Below are 18,764 nucleotides of genomic sequence, written 5' to 3' on the forward strand. Positions count from 1 at the left end.
GTTGGTCGCGGATCACAGGGCCATTCGGGTGATCCGCGCATCAAGGGAACACCCTCTCGAACTTCGTACACAGCGCGCACCCCCGCAGCAGTGGAGCTTGCTCCCGCTGATCGGCTGGACCTGTCCCCCCGACAGGGGGTGCCCCCGCACAGCACGGTGGCTCCCTCCCCACGCGGGGAGGGAGCCACGGTCCGCTCGGTGGTGCCGACGAGCGGGTCGATCAGGGGTGGATCAGGAGGCGTTCAGCGCGGTGTCGTCGATGACGAAGCTGGTCTGCAGGCTCGCGTCCTCGCTGCCGGTGAACTTGAGGGTGACGGTCTGTCCGGCGTAGCTGGACAGGTTGAAGGAGTGCTGGCTGTAGCCGTTGTTGGCGTTCAGGTTCGAGTAGGTGGCGAGCGTCCCGAGGACGCTGCCGGAGCTGCTCAGGACCTGGACCTTGAGGGTGTCGTAGGCCGTGGTCGTGGTGGTCTCGTCGGTGTCGATGTGCAGCCAGAAGGAGAAGCTGGCGCTGCAACCGGCCGGGATGGCCACGGACTGGGCCAGGGTGTCGGTGTGGGTGGTGCCGTAACCGTCCAGCCACGCGTCCCAGCTGCCCGAGTGGGCCGGCTCGGAGACCGTGTCGTTGTTGAGGACGCCCGCGGTCATGCTCCACGGGGAGGCGCTGCCGGACTCGAAGCCGGGGTTGCCGAGCTTCTGGCCGGGGCTGGTGCAGCCGCCGCCACCGCTGGAGCTGATGGTCCAGGTGAAGGACGTCGAGCCGGACGCCGTGCCGGAGGACGCGGTGACCGTGACGTTGGACGTGGCGGCCGTGGTCGGCGTGCCGGAGATCAGGCCGGCGGAGGAGATGCTCAGACCCGCGGGCAGACCGGTGGCGGAGAAGGTGAGCGACTTGCCCGCCGAGTCCGTCGCCTTCATCTGCAGCGAGGCCGCGGTACCCACGGTGCCGGTCTGGTTGCCGGGGCTGGTGACCGTGACGGTCTCCGTGGACTGCGAGGTCACGGTCCAGGTGAAGGACGTCGAGCCGGACGCGGTGCCCGAGGAGGCGGTGACCGTGACGTTCGAGGTGCCGGCCGTGGTCGGGGTGCCGGAGATCAGACCCGAGGACGAGATCGACAGACCCGCCGGAAGACCGGTCGCCGAGTACGTCAGCGACTTGCCCGCCGAGTCGGAGGCGGAGATCTGCTTGGAGACCGCCGTGCCGACCGTCGTGGTCTGGTTACCGGGGCTGGTCACCGAGACCGTCTCGGTCTGGTTGACGATCGGGTGCGAGATCGCGCAGGCGTTGGTGTCGTTCGACCAGCTGGCCTGCTCGGCGAAGGTGCCGCTGCCCATGGTCACGTTGGCGGCGCCGCCGGCGGTGCCGGCCGCGATCCAGGCGCACTCGTCGGAGTTCTCCTGGCCGTTGTACGAGCTGCCGGACTGCTGGTTGGTCCAGCCGCCCGCCGGGAACTGGTCGGACATCGTCTCGTGCCACTCGTGGCCGAGGGTCATCGTCCAACCGTCCAGCGTTCCGGGCGAGTTGATGAAGCCGACGCCACAGCCCGAGCCGGAGTCCATGTTGTACGGCTGGTTCGAGAAGGCCAACGGACCATAGGGCGAGTTGACCGCGCCGCCGGTGAGCGAGGAGTCGCCGGTGTAGTCGTGCCAGGCGCAGTACTGGCCCTGGTAGTTGTCCGGGTTGGCGCCGGTCGGCGAGATGATGACGTAGTAGGCGTCACGGTTGGCCGCGGCCGTGGTGTTGCCGAAGTGGCCGGCCGCGTTGACGGCCTCGGTCCCCAGCTGGTTGCCGGACGCCGCGGACGGGGAGGCACCCGAGTTGTCGTACCAGACGCCGGAGAGCACGCCGCCGCTCTGGTACGGCACGAAGCTGGCGTTGGACGGACAACTCGTCGCGCCGGCCGAGACGTTGGGGCCGTCGCACCACTGGGTCAGGTCCGCGGACCAGAGCTCGCCACCGGTGCCGATGTCCTTGAACATCTCCTGCGCGACCGGGGCGGCGCCGTCCGGGTCACCGGAGAAGGTCAGGTCGCCGCTGCTGTTGGTCGACTGCGTCCCCCACTGGTTGCCGTAGAAGACCAGGTAGACCTTGGCGTGGCCGTCGAGCACGCCGACACCGCTGGTGCCACCGCCGTAGGACAGCGTCTCCGGACCGGTCGCCGCCTGGGGGGAGGCGTGACCCGCGGCCCACTGCTTCATCTTGGCGTTCTGACCGAGGGTCGGGATCGCACCGTGCCGGTACGTGTGCCCGTACTCGGGACTGTACGGGTTGGCCACGGAGGAGCCGGAGGCGGCCGGGGCCGCACTGGCGGCCGGAACCAGGCCGAGGGCGACGGCGCCGGCCAGGGAGAGTGTGGTCAGCCCGGTGAGGGCCGCACGCCGCACTCCGCCACGAAGGGGTATGCCCATCTCGAGGGATCCTCTCTCTGACAGCCTTGTGGGCTGCCCAGGGGAAGGGAAAGGCAGAGAAGAACGGTACGGCGATATGTCGTGCACGCATCAAAATGCGGCACGCAAAGGTCGGCACACCGCCGCGGATCCAGGGGCTTGCATTGCCACCACATATGGGGGTGCTGTTGTCGCATGCACAGAGAACCAGCGCGCTGACATCCCGTCAACATGGACAGAACAGGCATTTATCGGGACGAAGATCGCCCATTCTCGGCATTCTCAGAGAAAGCCAGGTCACCCCGGGTCGGAGTGGGTGACGCTCAGGACAGAGGATCTTCACCTTTCCCCAACATCGCGTCCAGATCCGCCCGCAGGCCCGCCGCGAGATCGCGCTGCGCCGCGTAGTAGCGCTCGGACCAGCGCAGCGCCAGCAGCGGAAAGGCCCAGTCCGGCTCGCCGGCCGCGAGCGCCAGGTCGGCGGCGGCGCGGGCCCGCAGGCGCTCCGCGTCGAGCCGGAGGGCGTCGAGGGTCTCCCGCAGCCGGTCCGGCCCGGTCAGATGCCCGAGCCAGAGGCGCAGCAGCGGCGGGTGCTTGAGCATCGGCGCGTCGACAGGGGCCTCGCGCGCCCAGGTGCGCACCGCCTCCAGACCGGCGTCGGTGATCCGGTAGAGCCGCTTGGGCCGGGCCCCCGCCTCCGGCCGGACCAGCCGCGAGGTGGCGCAGCCGGCCGCCTCCAAACGCCGTAGCTCGCCGTAGATCTGACTGAAGGACGGGCTCCAGTAGAAGTACCGCAGCGAGGCGTCCGCCCACTTCTTCAGGTCGTAGCCGGAGAGTTCCGCGCCGAAGGAGAGCAGGCCGAGCACGGCCCAACTCGTCACGGGCAGCGGGAGGACGGCGTCGGTCTCGTCGGCCATGCGGTGAGTGTAGGCAGATCGCGCCCACTTCTCTTTCTTCCTTGCGATATGACTGCTAGTCATATCGCAAGGCGGCCCCACGAGCAGCCCATCGGGAGGTGCCGTGAAGTTCTTGATGATCTTCGAAGCCGCCGCCTCGGCGCGGCCGGCTCCCCCGTCCGGGTGCAGCTGCACCCGGGCACCTTCCACGGCTTCCTGGGCTGTCTCGGCGCCCTCCCGGCGGCGGAGGACGCCCTGACCGCGATCACCGACTGGATCGCCCGCGTCCGCTGACCTCCGGCTCCCCCGCGCGCCTGCTTGGGGCAGGGGCCGGGGGAGCCTTGAATCGGCGGATGGACTGCTTGTTCTGCGCGGTGGTGGCCGGCGAGGTCGAGGTGCCGATGGTCCACGAGGACGCGGACGTGGTCGCCTTCCTCGACCACCGGCCGCTCTTTCCCGGCCACGTCCTGGTGATCCCACGCCGCCACGTGCCCACCCTGACGGACCTGCTGCCGCAGGAGGTCGGACCGTTCTTCGAGCAGGTGCGGCGCACCACCGCGGCGGTCGAGCACGGCATGGCGGCCAAGGGCAGCTTTGTGGCGACCAACAGCCGGGTCAGCCAGTCGGTGCCGCACCTGCACGTCCACGTGGTGCCGCGCAATCCCAAGGACGGCCTGCGTGGCTTCTTCTGGCCGCGCACCCGCTACGCGTCCCCGGCCGAGGCGACCGCGACGGCCGCGCGCATCCGTGAGGCGCTCGAAGCGCTCGACGCACCGTTGACAGACGGATCCGGCACGACAACACTACCGCCAAAACGTGAGTAATTCTCATATTAACTGAGAGGGTGCCTGCCCATGACTGACCTCCTTCGGTTCCCCGCCGACTTCGTCTGGGGCGCCTCCACGGCCGCCTACCAGATCGAGGGAGCCGCCGAGGAGGACGGCAAGGGACCGTCGATCTGGGACACCTTCGTACGGCGGCCCGGCGCCGTCCGCGACGGCCACACCGGCGCGGTGGCCTGCGACCACTACCACCGCCTCGACGAGGACGTGGCCCTGATGCGCCGCCTCGGCCTGGACGCCTACCGGTTCTCGATCTCCTGGCCGCGCGTCCTGCCGGCCGGCGCGGGCCGCGTCGAACCGCGCGGCCTGGACTTCTACGACCGCCTCGTCGACGCCCTGCTGGACGCCGGGATCGAGCCCACGCCGACGCTGTTCCACTGGGACCTGCCGCAGGCCCTCGAGGACGAGGGCGGCTGGATGGTCCGGGACACGGCGTACCGCTTCGGCGAGTACGCGGCCGTGGTCGCCGAGCGGCTCGGCGACCGGGTCCGGCGCTGGATCACGCTCAACGAGCCCTTCGTGCACATGTCCTTCGGCTACGGCTTCGGCGTCCACGCGCCCGGCCGAGCGCTGATGCTGGACGCGCTGCCCGTCGCACACCACCAACTGCTGGGCCACGGCCTCGCGGTGGCGGCGCTGCGGGCGGGCGCGCGGCCGGACGCGCAGGTGCTGATCGCGAACAACTGCTCGCCGGTACGCCTGCGCGCCGACGCCGCCTCCGCGGCGGACCGGCTGGCCGCCGACGCCTACGACGCGCTGCACAACCGGCTCTTCAACGACCCGCTGCTGCTGGGCCGTTACCCGGACCTGTCGGCCTACGGCCTGGCCGACCCGAGCTGGGGCGGGGTCGTGCAGGACGACGACCTGAAGGTGATCGCCGCACCGCTGGACGGCCTCGGTGTGAACTACTACAACCCGACCTGGATCACGGCTCCCGCCGATCCCGCCGCAGGCCTGCCGTTCGACCTGGCCGAACCGCAGGAGGCCTACCGGCGCACCGCCTTCGACTGGCCGGTGGTCCCCGACGGGCTGACCGAGCTGCTGGTGGGCCTGAAGGCCGGCTACGGCGACGCGCTGCCGCCGGTCTGGATCACCGAGAACGGCTGCAGCGAGCCTGCGGGCGTGGACGACCGCGCCCGGATCGACTACCTTGCCGGCCACGTCGGCGCGGTCGCGCGGGCCCGGGAGCAGGGGGTGGACGTCCGTGGTTACTTCACCTGGTCGCTGCTCGACAACTTCGAGTGGGCGGAGGGCTACCACCAGCGCTTCGGCCTGGTCGAGGTCGACTTCGAGACGCAGACCCGCACCCCGCGGGCGAGCTTCGAGTGGTACCGCGCCCTGATCGCCGCGCAGCGGCCCTGACCCTGAGTCCCCGCCAGCCCGTTGAAGGAGCGTCATGAGCCAGGCCCTCCAGGAGGACGCCAGAGACGGCTCCGCCGTCCTCGCCGAACCCACCGCGCCGGTCCGGCCCTCCTGGACCGTGGACCTCTCGCTCGCCACGCTCGCCGTCTTCATGGCCTTCATGACGCCGATCCAGATCCTGCTGCCGCTGCAGCTGGAGCACATCGACCCGCAGCACAAGAGCGGCGCGCTGTCGGTCGTCACCGGCCTCGGCGCGCTGGTCGCGGTGCTGGCCAACCCGATCGCCGGCGCTTTGTCGGACCGGACCACGAGCCGGTTCGGTCGCCGTCGGCCCTGGATCCTCGGCGGCGCGCTCGCCGGCGCGGCGGGCCTGGCGCTGACCGCCTCCCAGCACACCGTCGCCGGGGTCGCCGTCGGCTGGTGCCTCGGCCAGGCCGGGCTCAACGCCATGCTGGCCGGCGTCTCCACGCCCATCGCCGACCGGGTGCCGCTGGCCCAGCGCGCCCAGGTCTCCGGGTGGACCGGCATCATGCAGTCCTTCGGCCTCGTCCTCGGCGCGCTGATCACCAGCCTGCTGGTGACCGGCGTCTGGTCCGGCTACGGCACGCTCGCGGTCCTCACCGTCGTCCTCGCGCTCCCCTTCGTGCTGCGTCAGGACGAGCCGGCGCTGCCGCCCGCGCTGCGGCCCGCTTTCGACGTCCGCGCCTTCGCCCGCTCGTTCTGGGTCAGCCCGAGGCAGCACCCCGACTTCGGCTGGGCCTGGCTCACCCGCTTCCTCATCAACCTCGGCAACGCGCTCGGCACGCTCTACCTGTTCTTCTTCCTCTCCGACGCCGTCCGCTACGGCGACCCCGGCACCGGCGTGCTGATCCTGACGGTCGTCTACACGCTCTTCGCCGCGTTGACCGCGATCCCCGTCGGCCGCCTGTCCGACCGCGTGGGACGCCGTAAGTCCTTCGTCGTGCTCTGCTCACTGATCATGGCCGCGGCCGCGCTGCTGCTCGCCCTGCTGCACACCTGGCCCGCGGCGCTGGCGGCCGCCGCCGTCCTCGGCGCCGGCTACGGCGTCTACCTCGCGGTCGACCAGGCACTGGTCACCCAGGTTCTCCCCGAGGCCCGGGACCGGGCCAAGGACCTCGGCGTCATCAACATCGCCAACTCCGGCCCGCAGGTCCTCGCCCCCGCGGTGGCCGCGCCCGTCATCGCCCACCTCGGCGGCTACACCGGCCTCTACCTCGCCATGGCGCTGGTCACCGTGCTGGGCGGCGTCCTGGTCCGCCGCGTCCGGGGCGTGGCCTGACCGCGCGTCACCCGCGTGGCGCCCCGCCTGCCGGGAGTGCGGCTCCCTACAGTGGCCAGGATGTGGAACGACATGTTCATCGCGGGCGTCTCCTACGGCGAGAAGGCCGCGCGCACGATCATCGTCTACCTGGCCCTGCTGATCATGCTCCGCATCGTCGGCAAACGCGGGCTCGCGCAGTTGAACACCTTCGACCTGGTCGTGATGCTGCTGCTGTCGAACGTGGTGCAGAACGCGGTCATCGGCAACGACAACTCGGTCAGCGGCGGCGTCTTCGGCGCGGCGGTCCTGCTGCTGACCGACGCGGTGCTGGTCCGCCAGGGCGCCCGCCGGCCCTGGTTCGCCCGTCTCCTGGAGGGCACCCCGACCGTCCTGGCCCAGGACGGCGTCCTCAACATCCCCGCGATGCGCCGCCAGGGCATCTCCCGCGGCGACGTCGCCCTGGCGGTCCACACCCAGGGCGGCGACTCCATCGGCGAGACGGAACTGGTCCAGCTCGAACCCAGCGGCGCCGTCCTGGTCCGCCTCCGCGAGGGCGACCAGTTCGCCGACAAGGCCGACGTGGCCGCGCTCCGAGCCCTGCTCGAACGCATCGAGGCCCGGCTGCCGACCGAGCGATAGGTGCACGCCCCTGAGGAGTCACCCGTTGAAGACGTCCGAGCCGAAGTCCGAGGCCGTGGCGGCGAAGCCGAGGTGGCCCTGGCCGTCGGAGCCGCCGGAGCGGAGGCCGAGGAGGTCCTCGAAGGTGCGCAACGCCGAGTAGTGGTTGTAGGAGCCGGCGGTGTCCACGCTGCCCGCCTTGATCCAGAACGGGTTCAGCAGCACGGCACCGATCCGGCCGCCTCCCGGCATCGTGCCGGCCGGCGGCTGCTGACCGGGGGTCAGGTCGGTGACGCCGAGGAGCTGGTAGTAGGTCTTGCCGCCGAGCGACGGGATCGGCACGTTCAGCAGCGGGGAGTAGCCGGGGTTGGCGTTGCCCGGACCTGACTGCTCGTGGTCGCCCGCCGCGGTGTCGGTGATGCCGCCCTCGTCGAAGGTGAGCATCACCAGCATCGAACCGTCCTTGTAGGCGGGCGAGTCGAGGATCAGCGGCATCCAGGTCTTCAGGAACGCGTCCGCGCCGGTCAGGCCACCGGCCGTGGTTCCGGCGGAGTTGACGCCCGCGCAGGTCTCGTCGTGGCCGTCGTCGCAGACGTTCGGGCTGATCATCGCGAAGCGCGGGGTGGTGAACGGGCTGGCCAGATCCCGCGCCAGGCGGCCGCTGTAGCGGTAGCCGCCGCCGGCCTGGGCGGTCGCACGGCCGAGCGGGACGACGTGGTGCGCGCAGGACGCGGCGTCGTCGGTGACGGAGTGGAACCAGACGAACGGGTTGTGCCGGTCGACGTACTGGTCCGAGACGCTCGACTTCACCTGGGAGCCGGTGGCGTTGGGGCCCTCGGCGTTGTTGGTGCCGTCGGCGGCGACGCCCGCCGTCTGCGTCGGGTGGGCACAGTCGGTGCCGCCCAGCGGATCGGGCGTGCCGCCGTCGCGGGCCGGGTCGTTGCCCATGTCCTCCGCGTAGGCGCGCCAGTCCACCGCGGTCGGCAGGCCGGGCAGGCGGCGCGCGGCCTGGAGCTGGTCGCCGACGGTCTGCGCGGCGGCGGGGTAGACGCAGCCCTGGCCGTCGAGTTGGCCCGGGTAGCGGCCCTGGTCGGCGTCGGGCGTACCGGGGAGCAGGTCGTTGTAGCCGCCGCCGGTGGCGGTGGTGCAGTCGCTGCCGGTGACCAGGTTGGGCGCCTGGCCGGAGACCTGGGCGAGGTAGTTGTCGAGGCTGACGTGGCCCACCCCGTAGTAGTTCGGCAGCAGTTCGCCCTGCGGGACGAGGGTGCCGTTGAGGTAGGTCGCGGGCGAGCCGGGCCCGAAGGTGCTGTCGTAGCTCTCGTTCTCCAGGTCGATCACCAGCACGTGGGAGATGGCCCCCGCGGGCGGCAGCGCCCCGGCCGTCCGGTGCCCGCCGTGCCGGGCCGCCTCGGCGGCGGGCGCGGCCGCCGTCAGCGAGAGGACCAAGCCGGTCGCGGCAGCCGCGACCAGGGCGGCTTTCGGGGACGTTCGTCGGGTCATGAGGTTTCCTCGTGGCGTTGTCGGGATCGGTCGCGCGGCAGGGATGGTGACACGTGTGAGCAAACGCCTTGGCATGGTCGGGCGACGAGCCGGAGAACACAAGACATCCGACGCGAAGTAACCATTTGTTGACTTGGCCTGCCGATCCGCCTCCACGAGCACCGCACGGCCCTGCTCGCGGCCGTTGCCGACGTCGTCGAGCCCCGCTCCTGACACGACGTCGGCCGGCCCCGGATGCGCTAGATCAGCCGGCTCGGTGGGATGTTCTGGTTGAGGGAGAAGACGTTGTCCGGGTCGTAGACGTCCTTGAGGGCGACCAGGCGGGCGTACTTCTCCGGGCCGAAGGAGGTCAGCAGGCGGCCGCGGCCGTCGTCCGCGGCGATGAAGTTGGGGACCGTCGCGCCGCCCGCGGACCAGGGTCGCATGAGGTCCATGAAGGAGCGGGCCCAGGCGACATGGCGTTCGCGTCCGTCAGAGCCCCACCACATGGAGAGGCAGAAGTAGAGCCAGGGCGCGTCCGGCGGGTTGAGCGCCATGGACGCGCGGTCGAGGCGGGACATCGCGCCACCCATCGGGCAGAGGACCAGCTGCGTCAGCGGCGAGGTGACCTTCTCCGCGTGGTCGACGAAGGCGTCGATCGCCTCGTCGGGCAGGGCACGCAGGGCGTCGACCTTGAAGTACTCACCGATGCCGCGCGGCGAGCCCTCGTCGAGGAGCTGCTGGAGCACGGAGTAGGGCATGGGCTGGACCTGGGTGACCCACGGGTCGCCCCAGTCGACGAGCGGGCGCAACGCCCGCTCGCCCTCGTCCGGGTCGCCGACGTACAGCAGGACCAGGGCGCAGGCGAGTTGGCCTCGGGCCCGCTCCGGGACGAACGGCGCCGGTGGAGCCGTGATCATGGCGAGGCCGCCGCCGACCTCGTCCGGGGCCTCGGCCATGAAGTCGCGGTAGTACCGCGTCAACGCCCGGGCCGCCGAGGCCGGGTGGAGGATCATGCCGCCTTGGACGATCGGGCCGACCGGGTGCAGGCGGAAGCCGAACCGGGTCACCACGCCGAAGTTGCCGCCGCCACCGCGCAGGCCCCACAACAGCTCGGGGTGCTGCTCCGCATCGGTCTCGACCGTGCGGCCGTCGGCGGTCACGACCTGGGCGGAGACCAGGCTGGCGGCCGAGGGTCCGTACATCCGCTCCAGCCAGCCGGAGCCGCTGCCGAGCGTGAGCCCCGCGACACCGGTGTCGGAGACCCGGCCACCGGTGACGGCCAGGCCGTACTCCTGGGTGGCGGCGTCGAACTCGGCCCAGCTCAGGCCCGCGCCGAAGCGGCCGGTGCGGGCGCCGGGGTCGATCGCGACCTCCTTCATCGGGCCGGTGTCGATCACCAGCCCTCCGTCGCAGCTGGAGTAGCCGGCCGTCGAGTGGCCGCCGCCTCGCACGGCGACCCGTAGTCCGTGCTGCCGCGCGTGGGCGAGCGCGGCAACGACGTCCTCCGGGCCGAAGCAGCGGGCCACCAGCGCGGGATGCAGGTCGTGGTCCCCGTTGGCGATCTTCCTCGCCTCGTCGTAGCCGGGATCCGCAGGGCCGAACAGCTCGCCGGACATGGCCAGCGCCAGATCGGCCGCGGTGTCGGTGGTCATCACCGCTCCTTCCGAAGGAATATGGGAAGGTGCGCGGCCCGCGCCCGCGCCGACGCACGCCCGGGCGGGTCCGCCCCGGCCGGCGGGCGGCGTTCAGGACAAGTCTTCTCCGACCGTTGCACCTCGGCCATTCGACCCGATAGGTCGCCTCGCGGATCATCCGCAAACTGACGAGCTGGGTACCCTGGAGCCATGACGACGTCCGCACCCGCCCAAGCGACACCGCCTGCCGCAGCACCCGCACCCGCACCCGGCGAGTTCGACCTGTCGTTCCTGCTGGACCACGCCGGATACGTGCTGCGCACCCGGATGGCCGCCGCGCTCGCCGAGATCGAGCTGACTCCGCGGATGCACTGCGTGCTGGTCCATGCCCTGGAGGAGGAGCGCACCCAGGCCCAACTCGCGGAGATCGGCGGGATGGACAAGACCACGATGGTGGCGACGGTGGACGCGCTGGAGCAGGCGGGTCTGGCCGAGCGGCGTCCGTCCACCACCGACCGGCGGGCGCGGATCATCGCCGTCACCAAGGCGGGCGAGAAGGTCGCCCAGCAGAGCCGGCGGATCGTCGACGCAGTGCACGCCGAGGCGCTCGCCTCCCTCCCGGCGCGCGAGCAGTCGCTGGTCCTGCAGGCCCTGCAGCGGCTCGTCGCCGGCAGCCTGGCGACACCCGCCGAGGGCCCGACCTCCGTCCGCCGCTCCCGGGAACGGAAGAGCTGACCGCACCACCAACTGAACCAACTTAATCCCGAAGTAGATCGTCTATTACAAAACCATCTGCTAGCGTCCTACCTGTCGCCGATCGACAGGAGAGACGCCCATGCCCGCATCGCGCACCGCCCGACTCCAGACCCGTTCACCCGGCCTCGCCCTCGCCGTCCTGTGCGCGGGCACGTTGATGATCATTCTTGACGGCAGCATCGTGACCGTGGCACTGCCGGCCATCCAGCACGATCTCGGCTTCTCCGCCTCCGGCTTCACCTGGACGGTCAACGCCTACCTGATCGCCTTCGGCGGGCTGCTGCTGCTCGCCGGACGGCTGGGGGACCTGCTCGGACGGCGGCGCGTCTTCGTCGCCGGGCTCACGGTCTTCACCCTGGCGTCCGTGCTCTGCGGACTGGCCGGCAGCCCGGCACTCCTGGTCGCCGCACGGTTCCTGCAGGCCGCCGGCGGCGCGCTGGTCTCCGCCGTCAGCCTCGGCATGCTGGTCACGCTCTTCCGCACGCCCGCCGAACGGGCCCGCGCGCTGGGCGCGTTCGCGTTCACTGGTTCCGCCGGCGCGGCGGCCGGGCAGGTGTTGGGCGGCGTGCTCACCGACACGCTCGGTTGGCACTGGGTGTTCCTGATCAACGTGCCGATCGGCGTGGCGACCGTCGCCCTCGCGCTCCGTGCACTGCCCCCCGAGGCCGGCACCGGGCTGCGCGGCGGCTCGGACGCGCTCGGTGCGGTACTGGTGACCGCCGGGGCGATGCTCGCCGTCTACTCCATCGTCCAGGCCCAGCAGCTCGGTTGGAGCTCGGGGCGGGTTCTGCTGCTCGCCGCCGCGAGCGTTGTGCTGCTCAGCGCCTTCCTCGGCCGGCAGGCCGTGGCCGCTCATCCGCTGCTCCCGCTGCGCCTGCTGCGGTCGCGGCGCCTTCTGGGCGCGAACCTGATCCAACTGCTGTTTCTGGCCGCCATGTTCAGCTTCCAGGTGCAGATCGCGCTCTACCTGCAGCAGGTGCTGCACCAGAGCGCCCTGGCGACCGGTCTGGCCATGCTCCCGGCCGCGCTGTCCATCGGTGCCGCGTCACTCGGCCTGTCGGCCCGGCTGATCGGCCGGTTCGGCGAGCGCACCGTGCTGCTGGCGGGCCTGGTCCTGCTGCTGGCCGCCCGACTGCTGCTCATCCGCCTGCCGGTGCACGGTAGTTACCTGGCCGACCTGCTTCCGGTGATGCTGCTGACGGGTGGCGGCGGGCTCGCTTTCCCGGCCGTCACCGGAATCGGCATGGCGGGGGCGGAGCCGCAGGACGCGGGCGTCGCCTCGGGGCTGTTCAACACCACGCAGCAGCTCGGTGCGGCCCTCGGCGTCGCGGCCCTGTCCACGGTCGCCGCCTCCCGCACCGCGCACCTCGCCCGCCCCGGCGTCTCCACGGAGGCCGCGCTGACGGGCGGATACCACCTCGCCTTCGAGGTCGGCGCCGGGCTGCTGCTCCTGGCCATCGCCGTCACCGCCACGCTCCCCCGCCACCGCCCGGCCGGCGCGGCGTCGGCGGAGCGAGCCGCCGAGGCCGATCCGGCTCCGGCGTCCGTGCACTGACGAGGCGTCAGCGGGACTGGGCGAAGCTCCGGCGGTAGTCCGCCGGAGCGACGCCGACCGCGCGGCGGAAGTGGTGGCGCAGCATCGCCGCCGTCGCGAAGCCGGAGGCGCGGGCGATCTCCTCGACGGCCATCGGCGTCTGCTCCAGCAGCCGGCGGGCGTGCAGGATGCGCTGGGCGGAGAGCCAGCGGTGCGGGGTGGTGCCGGTCTCGGCGACGAACCGGCGGGCGAAGGTCCGCTCGGACATGTGCGCCTGGCGGGCCAGTTCGGCCACGCTGTGCTCGCGGTCGAGGCGCTCGGAGAGCCAGGCCAGCAGCGGGTCCAGGCTGTCCGCGCAGTACTCGGGCACCGGCTGGACGATGAACTGCCGCTGGCCGCCGTCCCGCTGGGGCGGGACGACCATACGACGGGCGATCGCCGTGGCCGCCTCGGAGCCGATCTCGCGGCGCACGAGGTGCAGGGCGGCGTCGATGCCCGCGGCGGTGCCGGCGCTGGTGATGATGTCGCCGTCGTCGACGTAGAGCACGTCGGGGTCGAGCTTGGCCGAGGGGAAGCGGGCGCCGAACTCCTCGACGTGGCGCCAGTGCGTGGTGCAGGGCCGGTCGTCCAGCAGCCCGGCGGCGCCGAGCGCGAAGGCGCCGCTGCAGACCGTCAGCAACTGCGCCCCGCGCGCGTGCGCCGCGCACAGCGCCTCCATCAGCTCGGCCGGGTACGAGTCGCGGATCCGGTAGGCGGGGACCGCGACGAGGTCCGCGTCCAGCAGGGCGTCGAAGCCGCACTCGGTCGTCATGGTCGTGCCGACCGTGGTGCGGACGGGGACCCCCGGCCGCGGGGAGCAGACCCGGAAGTCAAAGGGCGGCACCCCGTCCTCGGTCCGGTCGATGCCGAAGACCTCGGCCAGCACGCCGAACTCGAAGGGGGCGAAATCGTCGATCAGGGCGACGGCGACGCTGCGCAGCATGAGCCCATGGTACGCCCGCGGATGGCAGGATATCGATGCAGGGGGACTCTTCTGCCACTAGTGGCAGGATCTCGATGAGCACAGAATTTATGCCATGGGCCTCCTGATTCTCACTCTCGTCATCGCCGTCCTCGTCCTCGGCCTGGAGCGCAACGCGCGCCGCGCGCGCCGCACCCTCCCCGCCGTTCCCCTCCGGACCCCCGCCGCCGACCACCGCGACCGCGACATCGAGCGCCTCCTCGACGAACTCCGCAGCCGTTGAGACGACGACACCGCAAGCAACCAGCGCCGGACGAAAGCCGCTTCTCCCACCCGGGAGCAGCGGCTTTCGCGTTCCGACGGTCCGTCAGTGATCGGCTCATACTCGCCCATTCGGGGAAAAAGGCTTGGACGCTGTGGGCGGCCGCGCGGGAGACTGCCGTACCCACCCCTTCTCCGCATACGCACGGCGGCTTCGCCGTGCCCGCTTCCAGAACCGACTGCCTTACGACCCTGACGACACACAGGACGTGTGATGCCGAATCCCCAACCCCCCGAGGGACGACCGCAGCGCGGCGCGGTACGCCTCGCGCTCCGCTACTACGGCCGGGAGCTGGTCCGACTCAAACGCATGACCGTGCCCGCCATGCTCGGGCCCGCACTGGGCAATATCGGAATCGCGTACATCGCTCCGTTGATCGTCGCCAAGCTGGTGGCGAGAATCGCCGGGGAACCGGGCGGCTCCGGACAGCACCTCACCACGGCGGCGCTGCTGCCCTACGTGTTCGGCTTCGCCGGTGTGCTGCTGGTGTCCGAGACATTCTGGCGGATCGGCATCCACTGTCTGAACCGCGTGGACGGCCTCGGCATCGAGCGGCTCTACGTCGTCGGCATGGACGAGCTGTTCGCCAAGGACGCCTCCTTCTTCCACGACAACTTCGCCGGTTCGCTGACCAAGCGGGTGCTCAGCTTCGCCTCCCGCTTCGAGGACCTCGTCGACACGCTCACCTTCAACGTCGTCGGCAGCCTGGTGCCGCTGGTCTTCGGCTCCGTGGTGCTGTGGACGTACCAGCCGTGGCTCGTGGTGGTGCTGCTGGCGATGATCGCGGTGACCGGCCTGCTGGTGACACCCCTGATCCGGCGTCGCCAGGAGCTGGTGAACGAGCGCGAGGCGGCGATCGCCCGGGTCTCCGGGCACGTCGCCGACAGCCTGATGAACATGGACACCGTCCGGGCCTTCGCCGCGGAGGAACGCGAGGCGGCCGAGCACCGCACCCGCGTCGCGGAGTCGCGCCGGCGTTCGGTGCTCTCCTGGGACTACGGCAACCTGCACATCGACACCCTGGTGGCACCGATGTCGGTGATCACCAACGGGGTGGGTCTGCTGCTCGCGGTGCTGCTGGCCACGCACGGCAGCGGGGTCGAGGCGGTCGTGGTCGCGTTCACCTACTACTCCAACGCCACCCGGATCATGTTCGAGTTCAACCAGATCTACCGGCGCCTGGAGAGCTCGATGACGGAGGCGGCGCAGTTCACCGAGCTGCTGCTGGACCCGCCGACGGTGCTCGACCAGCCGGAACCGGAGCCGCTGCGCCCACGCGGCGCTGACGTCCGCTTCGAGGACGTGGTCTTCACCCACGGCGGCGCGGACCGTCCGCTCTTCGACGGCATGGAGCTGGCGGTGGCGAGCGGCGAGAAGATCGGCCTGGTCGGCCGGTCCGGCGGTGGCAAGACCACGCTGACCCGGCTGCTGCTGCGGATGACGGACATCGAGGGCGGCCGGATCCTGATCGGCGGCCAGGACGTGAGCCGACTGCGCCAGGCCGACCTGCGCAGCCTGATCTCCTACGTCCCGCAGGACCCGGCCATGTTCCACCGCACGCTGCGCGAGAACATCGCCTTCGCCCGGCCCGGTGCCGGCGAGGCGGAGATCCGCCGGGCGGCCGAGGCGGCGCACGTCACCGAGTTCGCGGACGGCCTGCCGGACGGCTTCGACACCATGGTCGGCGAGCGCGGCGTCAAGCTGTCCGGCGGCCAGCGCCAGCGGGTCGCGCTCGCCCGCGCGATCCTGCGGGACGCGCCGATCCTGCTGCTCGACGAGGCCACCAGCGCGCTGGACTCGGAGAGCGAGGTTCTGGTCCAGGAGGCGCTGTGGCGCCTGATGGACGGGCGCACGGCGCTGGTGGTCGCACACCGGCTGAGCACGGTGGCCGGGATGGACCGTCTGGTCGTCCTGGACCGCGGCCGGATCGTGGAACAGGGCAGCCACCAGCAGCTGCTCGCCGCCGAGGGCGCGTACGCGAAGCTGTGGCAGCACCAGTCGGGTGGCTTCTTGGACGAGCACGGCCTGGACAAGGCCGGCTTGGCCGAGGTCGAGGAGACCCCTCAGCCCGCCTGAGACGGGACCGGCCCCGCTCCCTCGTCGTCGAGGGTGCGGGGCCGGTTCGCCGTGCTGCCGGGGATCAGACCGCCGGGGCCGGGAAGGTCGGGTACTCGACGCCGGAGATCGTCTGGACGACCCGGACGACCTGGCAGGAGTAGCCGAACTCGTTGTCGTACCACAGGTAGAGGATGGCGTTGTCGCCCTCGACCTTGGTGGCGCCGGCGTCGACGATCGACGCGTGGCGGGAGCCCACGAAGTCCATGGAGACCGCGTCGGGCGCGGTGGTGAAGTCGATCTGGCGGCGCAGCGGCGAGGTCAGCGACACCTCGCGCAGGTAGTCCAGGACCTCCTCGCGGTTCGTCTCCTGGGCCAGCTGCAGGTTCAGGATGGCGATCGAGACGTCCGGGACGGGGACGCGGATCGAGCTGCCGGTGATCTTCGCCTTGAGGTCGGGCAGGGCCTTCGCCACGGCGGAGGCGGCACCGGTCTCGGTGATCACCATGTTGAGCGGGGCGGAACGGCCACGACGCTCGGCCTTGTGGAAGTTGTCCAGCAGGTTCTGGTCGTTGGTGAACGAGTGGACGGTCTCCACGTGGCCGCGGAGCACGCCGAACTTGTCCTCCATCGCCTTCAGCGGCGGGACGATCGCGTTCGTGGTGCAGGAGGCGCAGGAGATGATCTGCTCGTCCGGCTTGATGGTGTCGTGGTTGACACCGTGCACGATGTTCGGGACGTCGCCCTTGCCCGGCGCGGTCAGCACGACCTTGGCGATGCCCGGCTGCAGGTGCTTCGACAGGCCCTCGCGGTCGCGCCAGCGGCCGGTGTTGTCGATCAGGATGGCGTCGCGGATGCCGTACTGCGTGTAGTCGACGGTGGAGGGGTCGTCCGAGTAGATGACCTTGATCTCGTTACCGTTGGCCACGATGGTGCTGTTCGCCTCGTCCACCGTGATGGAACCGTTGAACTGGCCGTGGATCGAGTCGCGACGCAGCAGCGAGGCACGCTTGACGAGGTCGTCGGCCGCGCCCTTGCGCACCACGATCGCCCGGAGCCGCAGGCCGTTGCCGGAGCCGGCCTTCTCCACCAGGAGACGGGCCAGCAGGCGGCCGATCCGGCCGAAGCCGTACAGCACGACGTCGCGGGCCTCGCGACGCTCCAGCTTGTTCGCGCCGGTGGCACCGGCGACGGCCTCGGCGGTGAACGCCTCGACCGTCAGACCGCGGTCGTCGGCCTTGTACTGCTCAGCCAGGATGCCGAGGTCGATCTGGGACGGACCGAGGTCGAGCGTGGCCAGCGCCTGCAGGAAAGGCATCGTCTCGGTGACCGAGAGCTCCTCGCCGGCGATCTGGCGGGCGAACCGGTGAGTCTTGAGGATGGAGACCACCGACTTGTTCACCAGAGAGCGGCTGTGCAGCAGGACGTTGACGTCCTTCTCCCGGTGCAGTCGGCCGATGATCGGAATCATCGACTCCGCGATCTCCTCGCGGTTCATCCAGTCCGTGAACACGTCGTCGTTGACAGTCACAAATTCATCTTTCGCGGTATTCGAGCCGGGCGACGTACCTCATGCTATCTTCCGCCCGCACAGCTTCGGCCCTCACCCCTACGTGACCTACACCGCAGCGGCCTACCGCCGCCGCCCGCCGACCCGCCCACAGCTGCTCGCGCAGGCCCTTCTGCATCGGCGCTGCGGTGATCACGACGGGCTCGACCGTCCCCGCGAGCGCGATGCAGTCGCCCGCCCCCACGGTGACGGCCACAAGCGCCTCGGACTCGTCACCCCCGGGCGCACACACGAACGACGCCGTTCCCCCGGCCGACACTGCCGACCTTCACCCCGTCGACCAGCACCTGGTACCGCCGCAACGCATCCCGATATCCCTCCGCCACCAGCAGCGTCCCGGTTCGCTCGCCCATTCCCCACCCCTCTCGCCACCACCGGCGGGCTTGATCCCGAGCGCGATCACCTGGTCCCTCACGGCGTCGACGAAGACCACGACGTCGTCGTCGCTGATGAGGGAGTCCGCCTCGCCGATCACGCGATCGGGGACCTGTTACATGATCGCGACGCGGCTTTCGCTGACCGACCGACCCGAGCCCCGATAGCCTGGCTGTCGATCAAGCGCATACCAACTGTCTGATCCATGGGGGGTCACACATGCTCAAGAAGGCTGCCGCCGTTGCGGTCATAGCCACCGCCGCCATCGTCGGCACCACCGGTGCCGCGAACGCCGCACCGGCACACGGCTGGGCCATGCTGTCCTCGCCGTCCGTGGTCAAGGCCCACCACGCCTTCACCGTTTCCGGCCACGGCGAAGACCGTCGCGGCAACCTCCTGTGCCTGCAGCAGCGTTGGTACGACACCCAGAAGCACGGGTGGGGTCCCTGGGTCACCCAGATCTGCGAGGGTGCCAAGGCCGGTCACGTCAGCGCGTTCCGCGCGACCGCGGAGAAGGGCTTCGGCAAGGGCACCTACCAGCTGCGCCTCTTCGTCGGCCAGCGCCAGGCCCAGCAGGTCAAGCCGCTGGACTACAGCAAGACCCACACGCTCGTGGTGCGCTGAATCGGTCCGGCTCGCTGAACCCCACCGGGGCGCGGGCAGGTGCCCGCGCCCCGGTGGGGTTGGGTC

At 71.0% G+C, this 18,764-nt stretch carries 15 protein-coding genes; 9 read left to right on the plus strand and 6 right to left on the minus strand.

Annotated elements, in window-relative coordinates; all coding sequences use genetic code 11:
- Positions 1–231: 231 nt before the first annotated feature.
- Entirely contained in the window at positions 232–2,406 is a 2,175-nt protein-coding gene (locus DN069_RS41235) for a putative Ig domain-containing protein (protein ID WP_243638859.1), read from the minus strand.
- Positions 2,407–2,708: 302 nt separating this feature from the next.
- On the minus strand, positions 2,709–3,302 hold the full coding sequence (locus DN069_RS02695) for a PadR family transcriptional regulator (RefSeq protein WP_111499132.1): 594 nt from the start codon (positions 3,300–3,302) through the stop codon (positions 2,709–2,711).
- Between the two features lie 332 nt (positions 3,303–3,634).
- Here DN069_RS02695 and DN069_RS02700 point away from each other — a divergent pair, with 332 nt between their 5' ends.
- Genes DN069_RS02700 through DN069_RS02715 form a run of 4 tightly spaced genes read left to right on the plus strand, consistent with a single transcriptional unit; the run spans position 3,635 to position 7,406 of the window.
- On the plus strand, positions 3,635–4,105 hold the full coding sequence (locus DN069_RS02700; RefSeq protein WP_111499134.1) for an HIT family protein: 471 nt from the start codon (positions 3,635–3,637) through the stop codon (positions 4,103–4,105).
- 30 nt (positions 4,106–4,135) lie between these two features.
- Entirely contained in the window at positions 4,136–5,485 is a 1,350-nt protein-coding gene (locus DN069_RS02705) for a GH1 family beta-glucosidase (RefSeq protein WP_111499136.1), read from the plus strand.
- A gap of 34 nt (positions 5,486–5,519) precedes the next feature.
- Positions 5,520–6,785: an MFS transporter gene (locus DN069_RS02710; protein ID WP_111499138.1), complete on the plus strand. Its 1,266-nt coding sequence runs from the start codon at positions 5,520–5,522 to the stop codon at positions 6,783–6,785.
- Positions 6,786–6,845: 60 nt separating this feature from the next.
- Positions 6,846–7,406, plus strand: coding sequence for a DUF421 domain-containing protein (locus DN069_RS02715; protein ID WP_111499140.1), 561 nt, complete (start codon positions 6,846–6,848; stop codon positions 7,404–7,406).
- Positions 7,407–7,424: 18 nt separating this feature from the next.
- Here the strand turns inward: DN069_RS02715 and DN069_RS02720 are convergent, their stop codons facing one another.
- Positions 7,425–8,885 (minus strand): alkaline phosphatase family protein, encoded by a 1,461-nt coding sequence (locus DN069_RS02720; RefSeq protein WP_111499141.1) that lies wholly within the window; start codon positions 8,883–8,885, stop codon positions 7,425–7,427.
- 239 nt (positions 8,886–9,124) lie between these two features.
- The gene (locus DN069_RS02725) at positions 9,125–10,519 is read right to left on the minus strand and encodes an FAD-binding oxidoreductase (protein WP_111499143.1); all 1,395 of its coding nucleotides are present in this window, start codon (positions 10,517–10,519) and stop codon (positions 9,125–9,127) included.
- A gap of 192 nt (positions 10,520–10,711) precedes the next feature.
- Here DN069_RS02725 and DN069_RS02730 point away from each other — a divergent pair, with 192 nt between their 5' ends.
- Positions 10,712–11,236 carry a MarR family winged helix-turn-helix transcriptional regulator gene (locus DN069_RS02730; RefSeq protein ID WP_111499144.1) on the plus strand — a complete coding sequence of 175 codons (525 nt, stop codon included), beginning with the start codon at positions 10,712–10,714 and terminating at the stop codon, positions 11,234–11,236.
- A 100-nt stretch (positions 11,237–11,336) separates the two neighbouring features.
- Entirely contained in the window at positions 11,337–12,812 is a 1,476-nt protein-coding gene (locus DN069_RS02735) for an MFS transporter (protein ID WP_111499146.1), read from the plus strand.
- Positions 12,813–12,819: 7 nt separating this feature from the next.
- Here the strand turns inward: DN069_RS02735 and DN069_RS02740 are convergent, their stop codons facing one another.
- Positions 12,820–13,773: a GlxA family transcriptional regulator gene (locus DN069_RS02740; protein ID WP_111499147.1), complete on the minus strand. Its 954-nt coding sequence runs from the start codon at positions 13,771–13,773 to the stop codon at positions 12,820–12,822.
- Between the two features lie 94 nt (positions 13,774–13,867).
- Between DN069_RS02740 and DN069_RS39795 the strand changes: the two genes are divergently transcribed.
- Positions 13,868–14,035, plus strand: coding sequence for a hypothetical protein (locus tag DN069_RS39795; protein WP_165845345.1), 168 nt, complete (start codon positions 13,868–13,870; stop codon positions 14,033–14,035).
- Between the two features lie 252 nt (positions 14,036–14,287).
- Positions 14,288–16,150, plus strand: coding sequence for an ABC transporter ATP-binding protein (locus DN069_RS02745; protein ID WP_111499149.1), 1,863 nt, complete (start codon positions 14,288–14,290; stop codon positions 16,148–16,150).
- A 64-nt stretch (positions 16,151–16,214) separates the two neighbouring features.
- Here DN069_RS02745 and DN069_RS02750 read toward each other — a convergent pair whose 3' ends face one another.
- Positions 16,215–17,660 carry a glyceraldehyde-3-phosphate dehydrogenase gene (locus tag DN069_RS02750; protein WP_111499151.1) on the minus strand — a complete coding sequence of 482 codons (1,446 nt, stop codon included), beginning with the start codon at positions 17,658–17,660 and terminating at the stop codon, positions 16,215–16,217.
- A gap of 633 nt (positions 17,661–18,293) precedes the next feature.
- On the opposite strand from DN069_RS02750, the gene DN069_RS02765 reads away from it, so the two are divergent.
- Entirely contained in the window at positions 18,294–18,698 is a 405-nt protein-coding gene (locus DN069_RS02765; protein WP_111499156.1) for a hypothetical protein, read from the plus strand.
- Positions 18,699–18,764: the final 66 nt, after the last annotated feature.

It is taken from the genome of Streptacidiphilus pinicola, from assembly GCF_003258295.1.
Classification (GTDB): Bacteria; Actinomycetota; Actinomycetes; order Streptomycetales; family Streptomycetaceae; genus Streptacidiphilus; species Streptacidiphilus pinicola.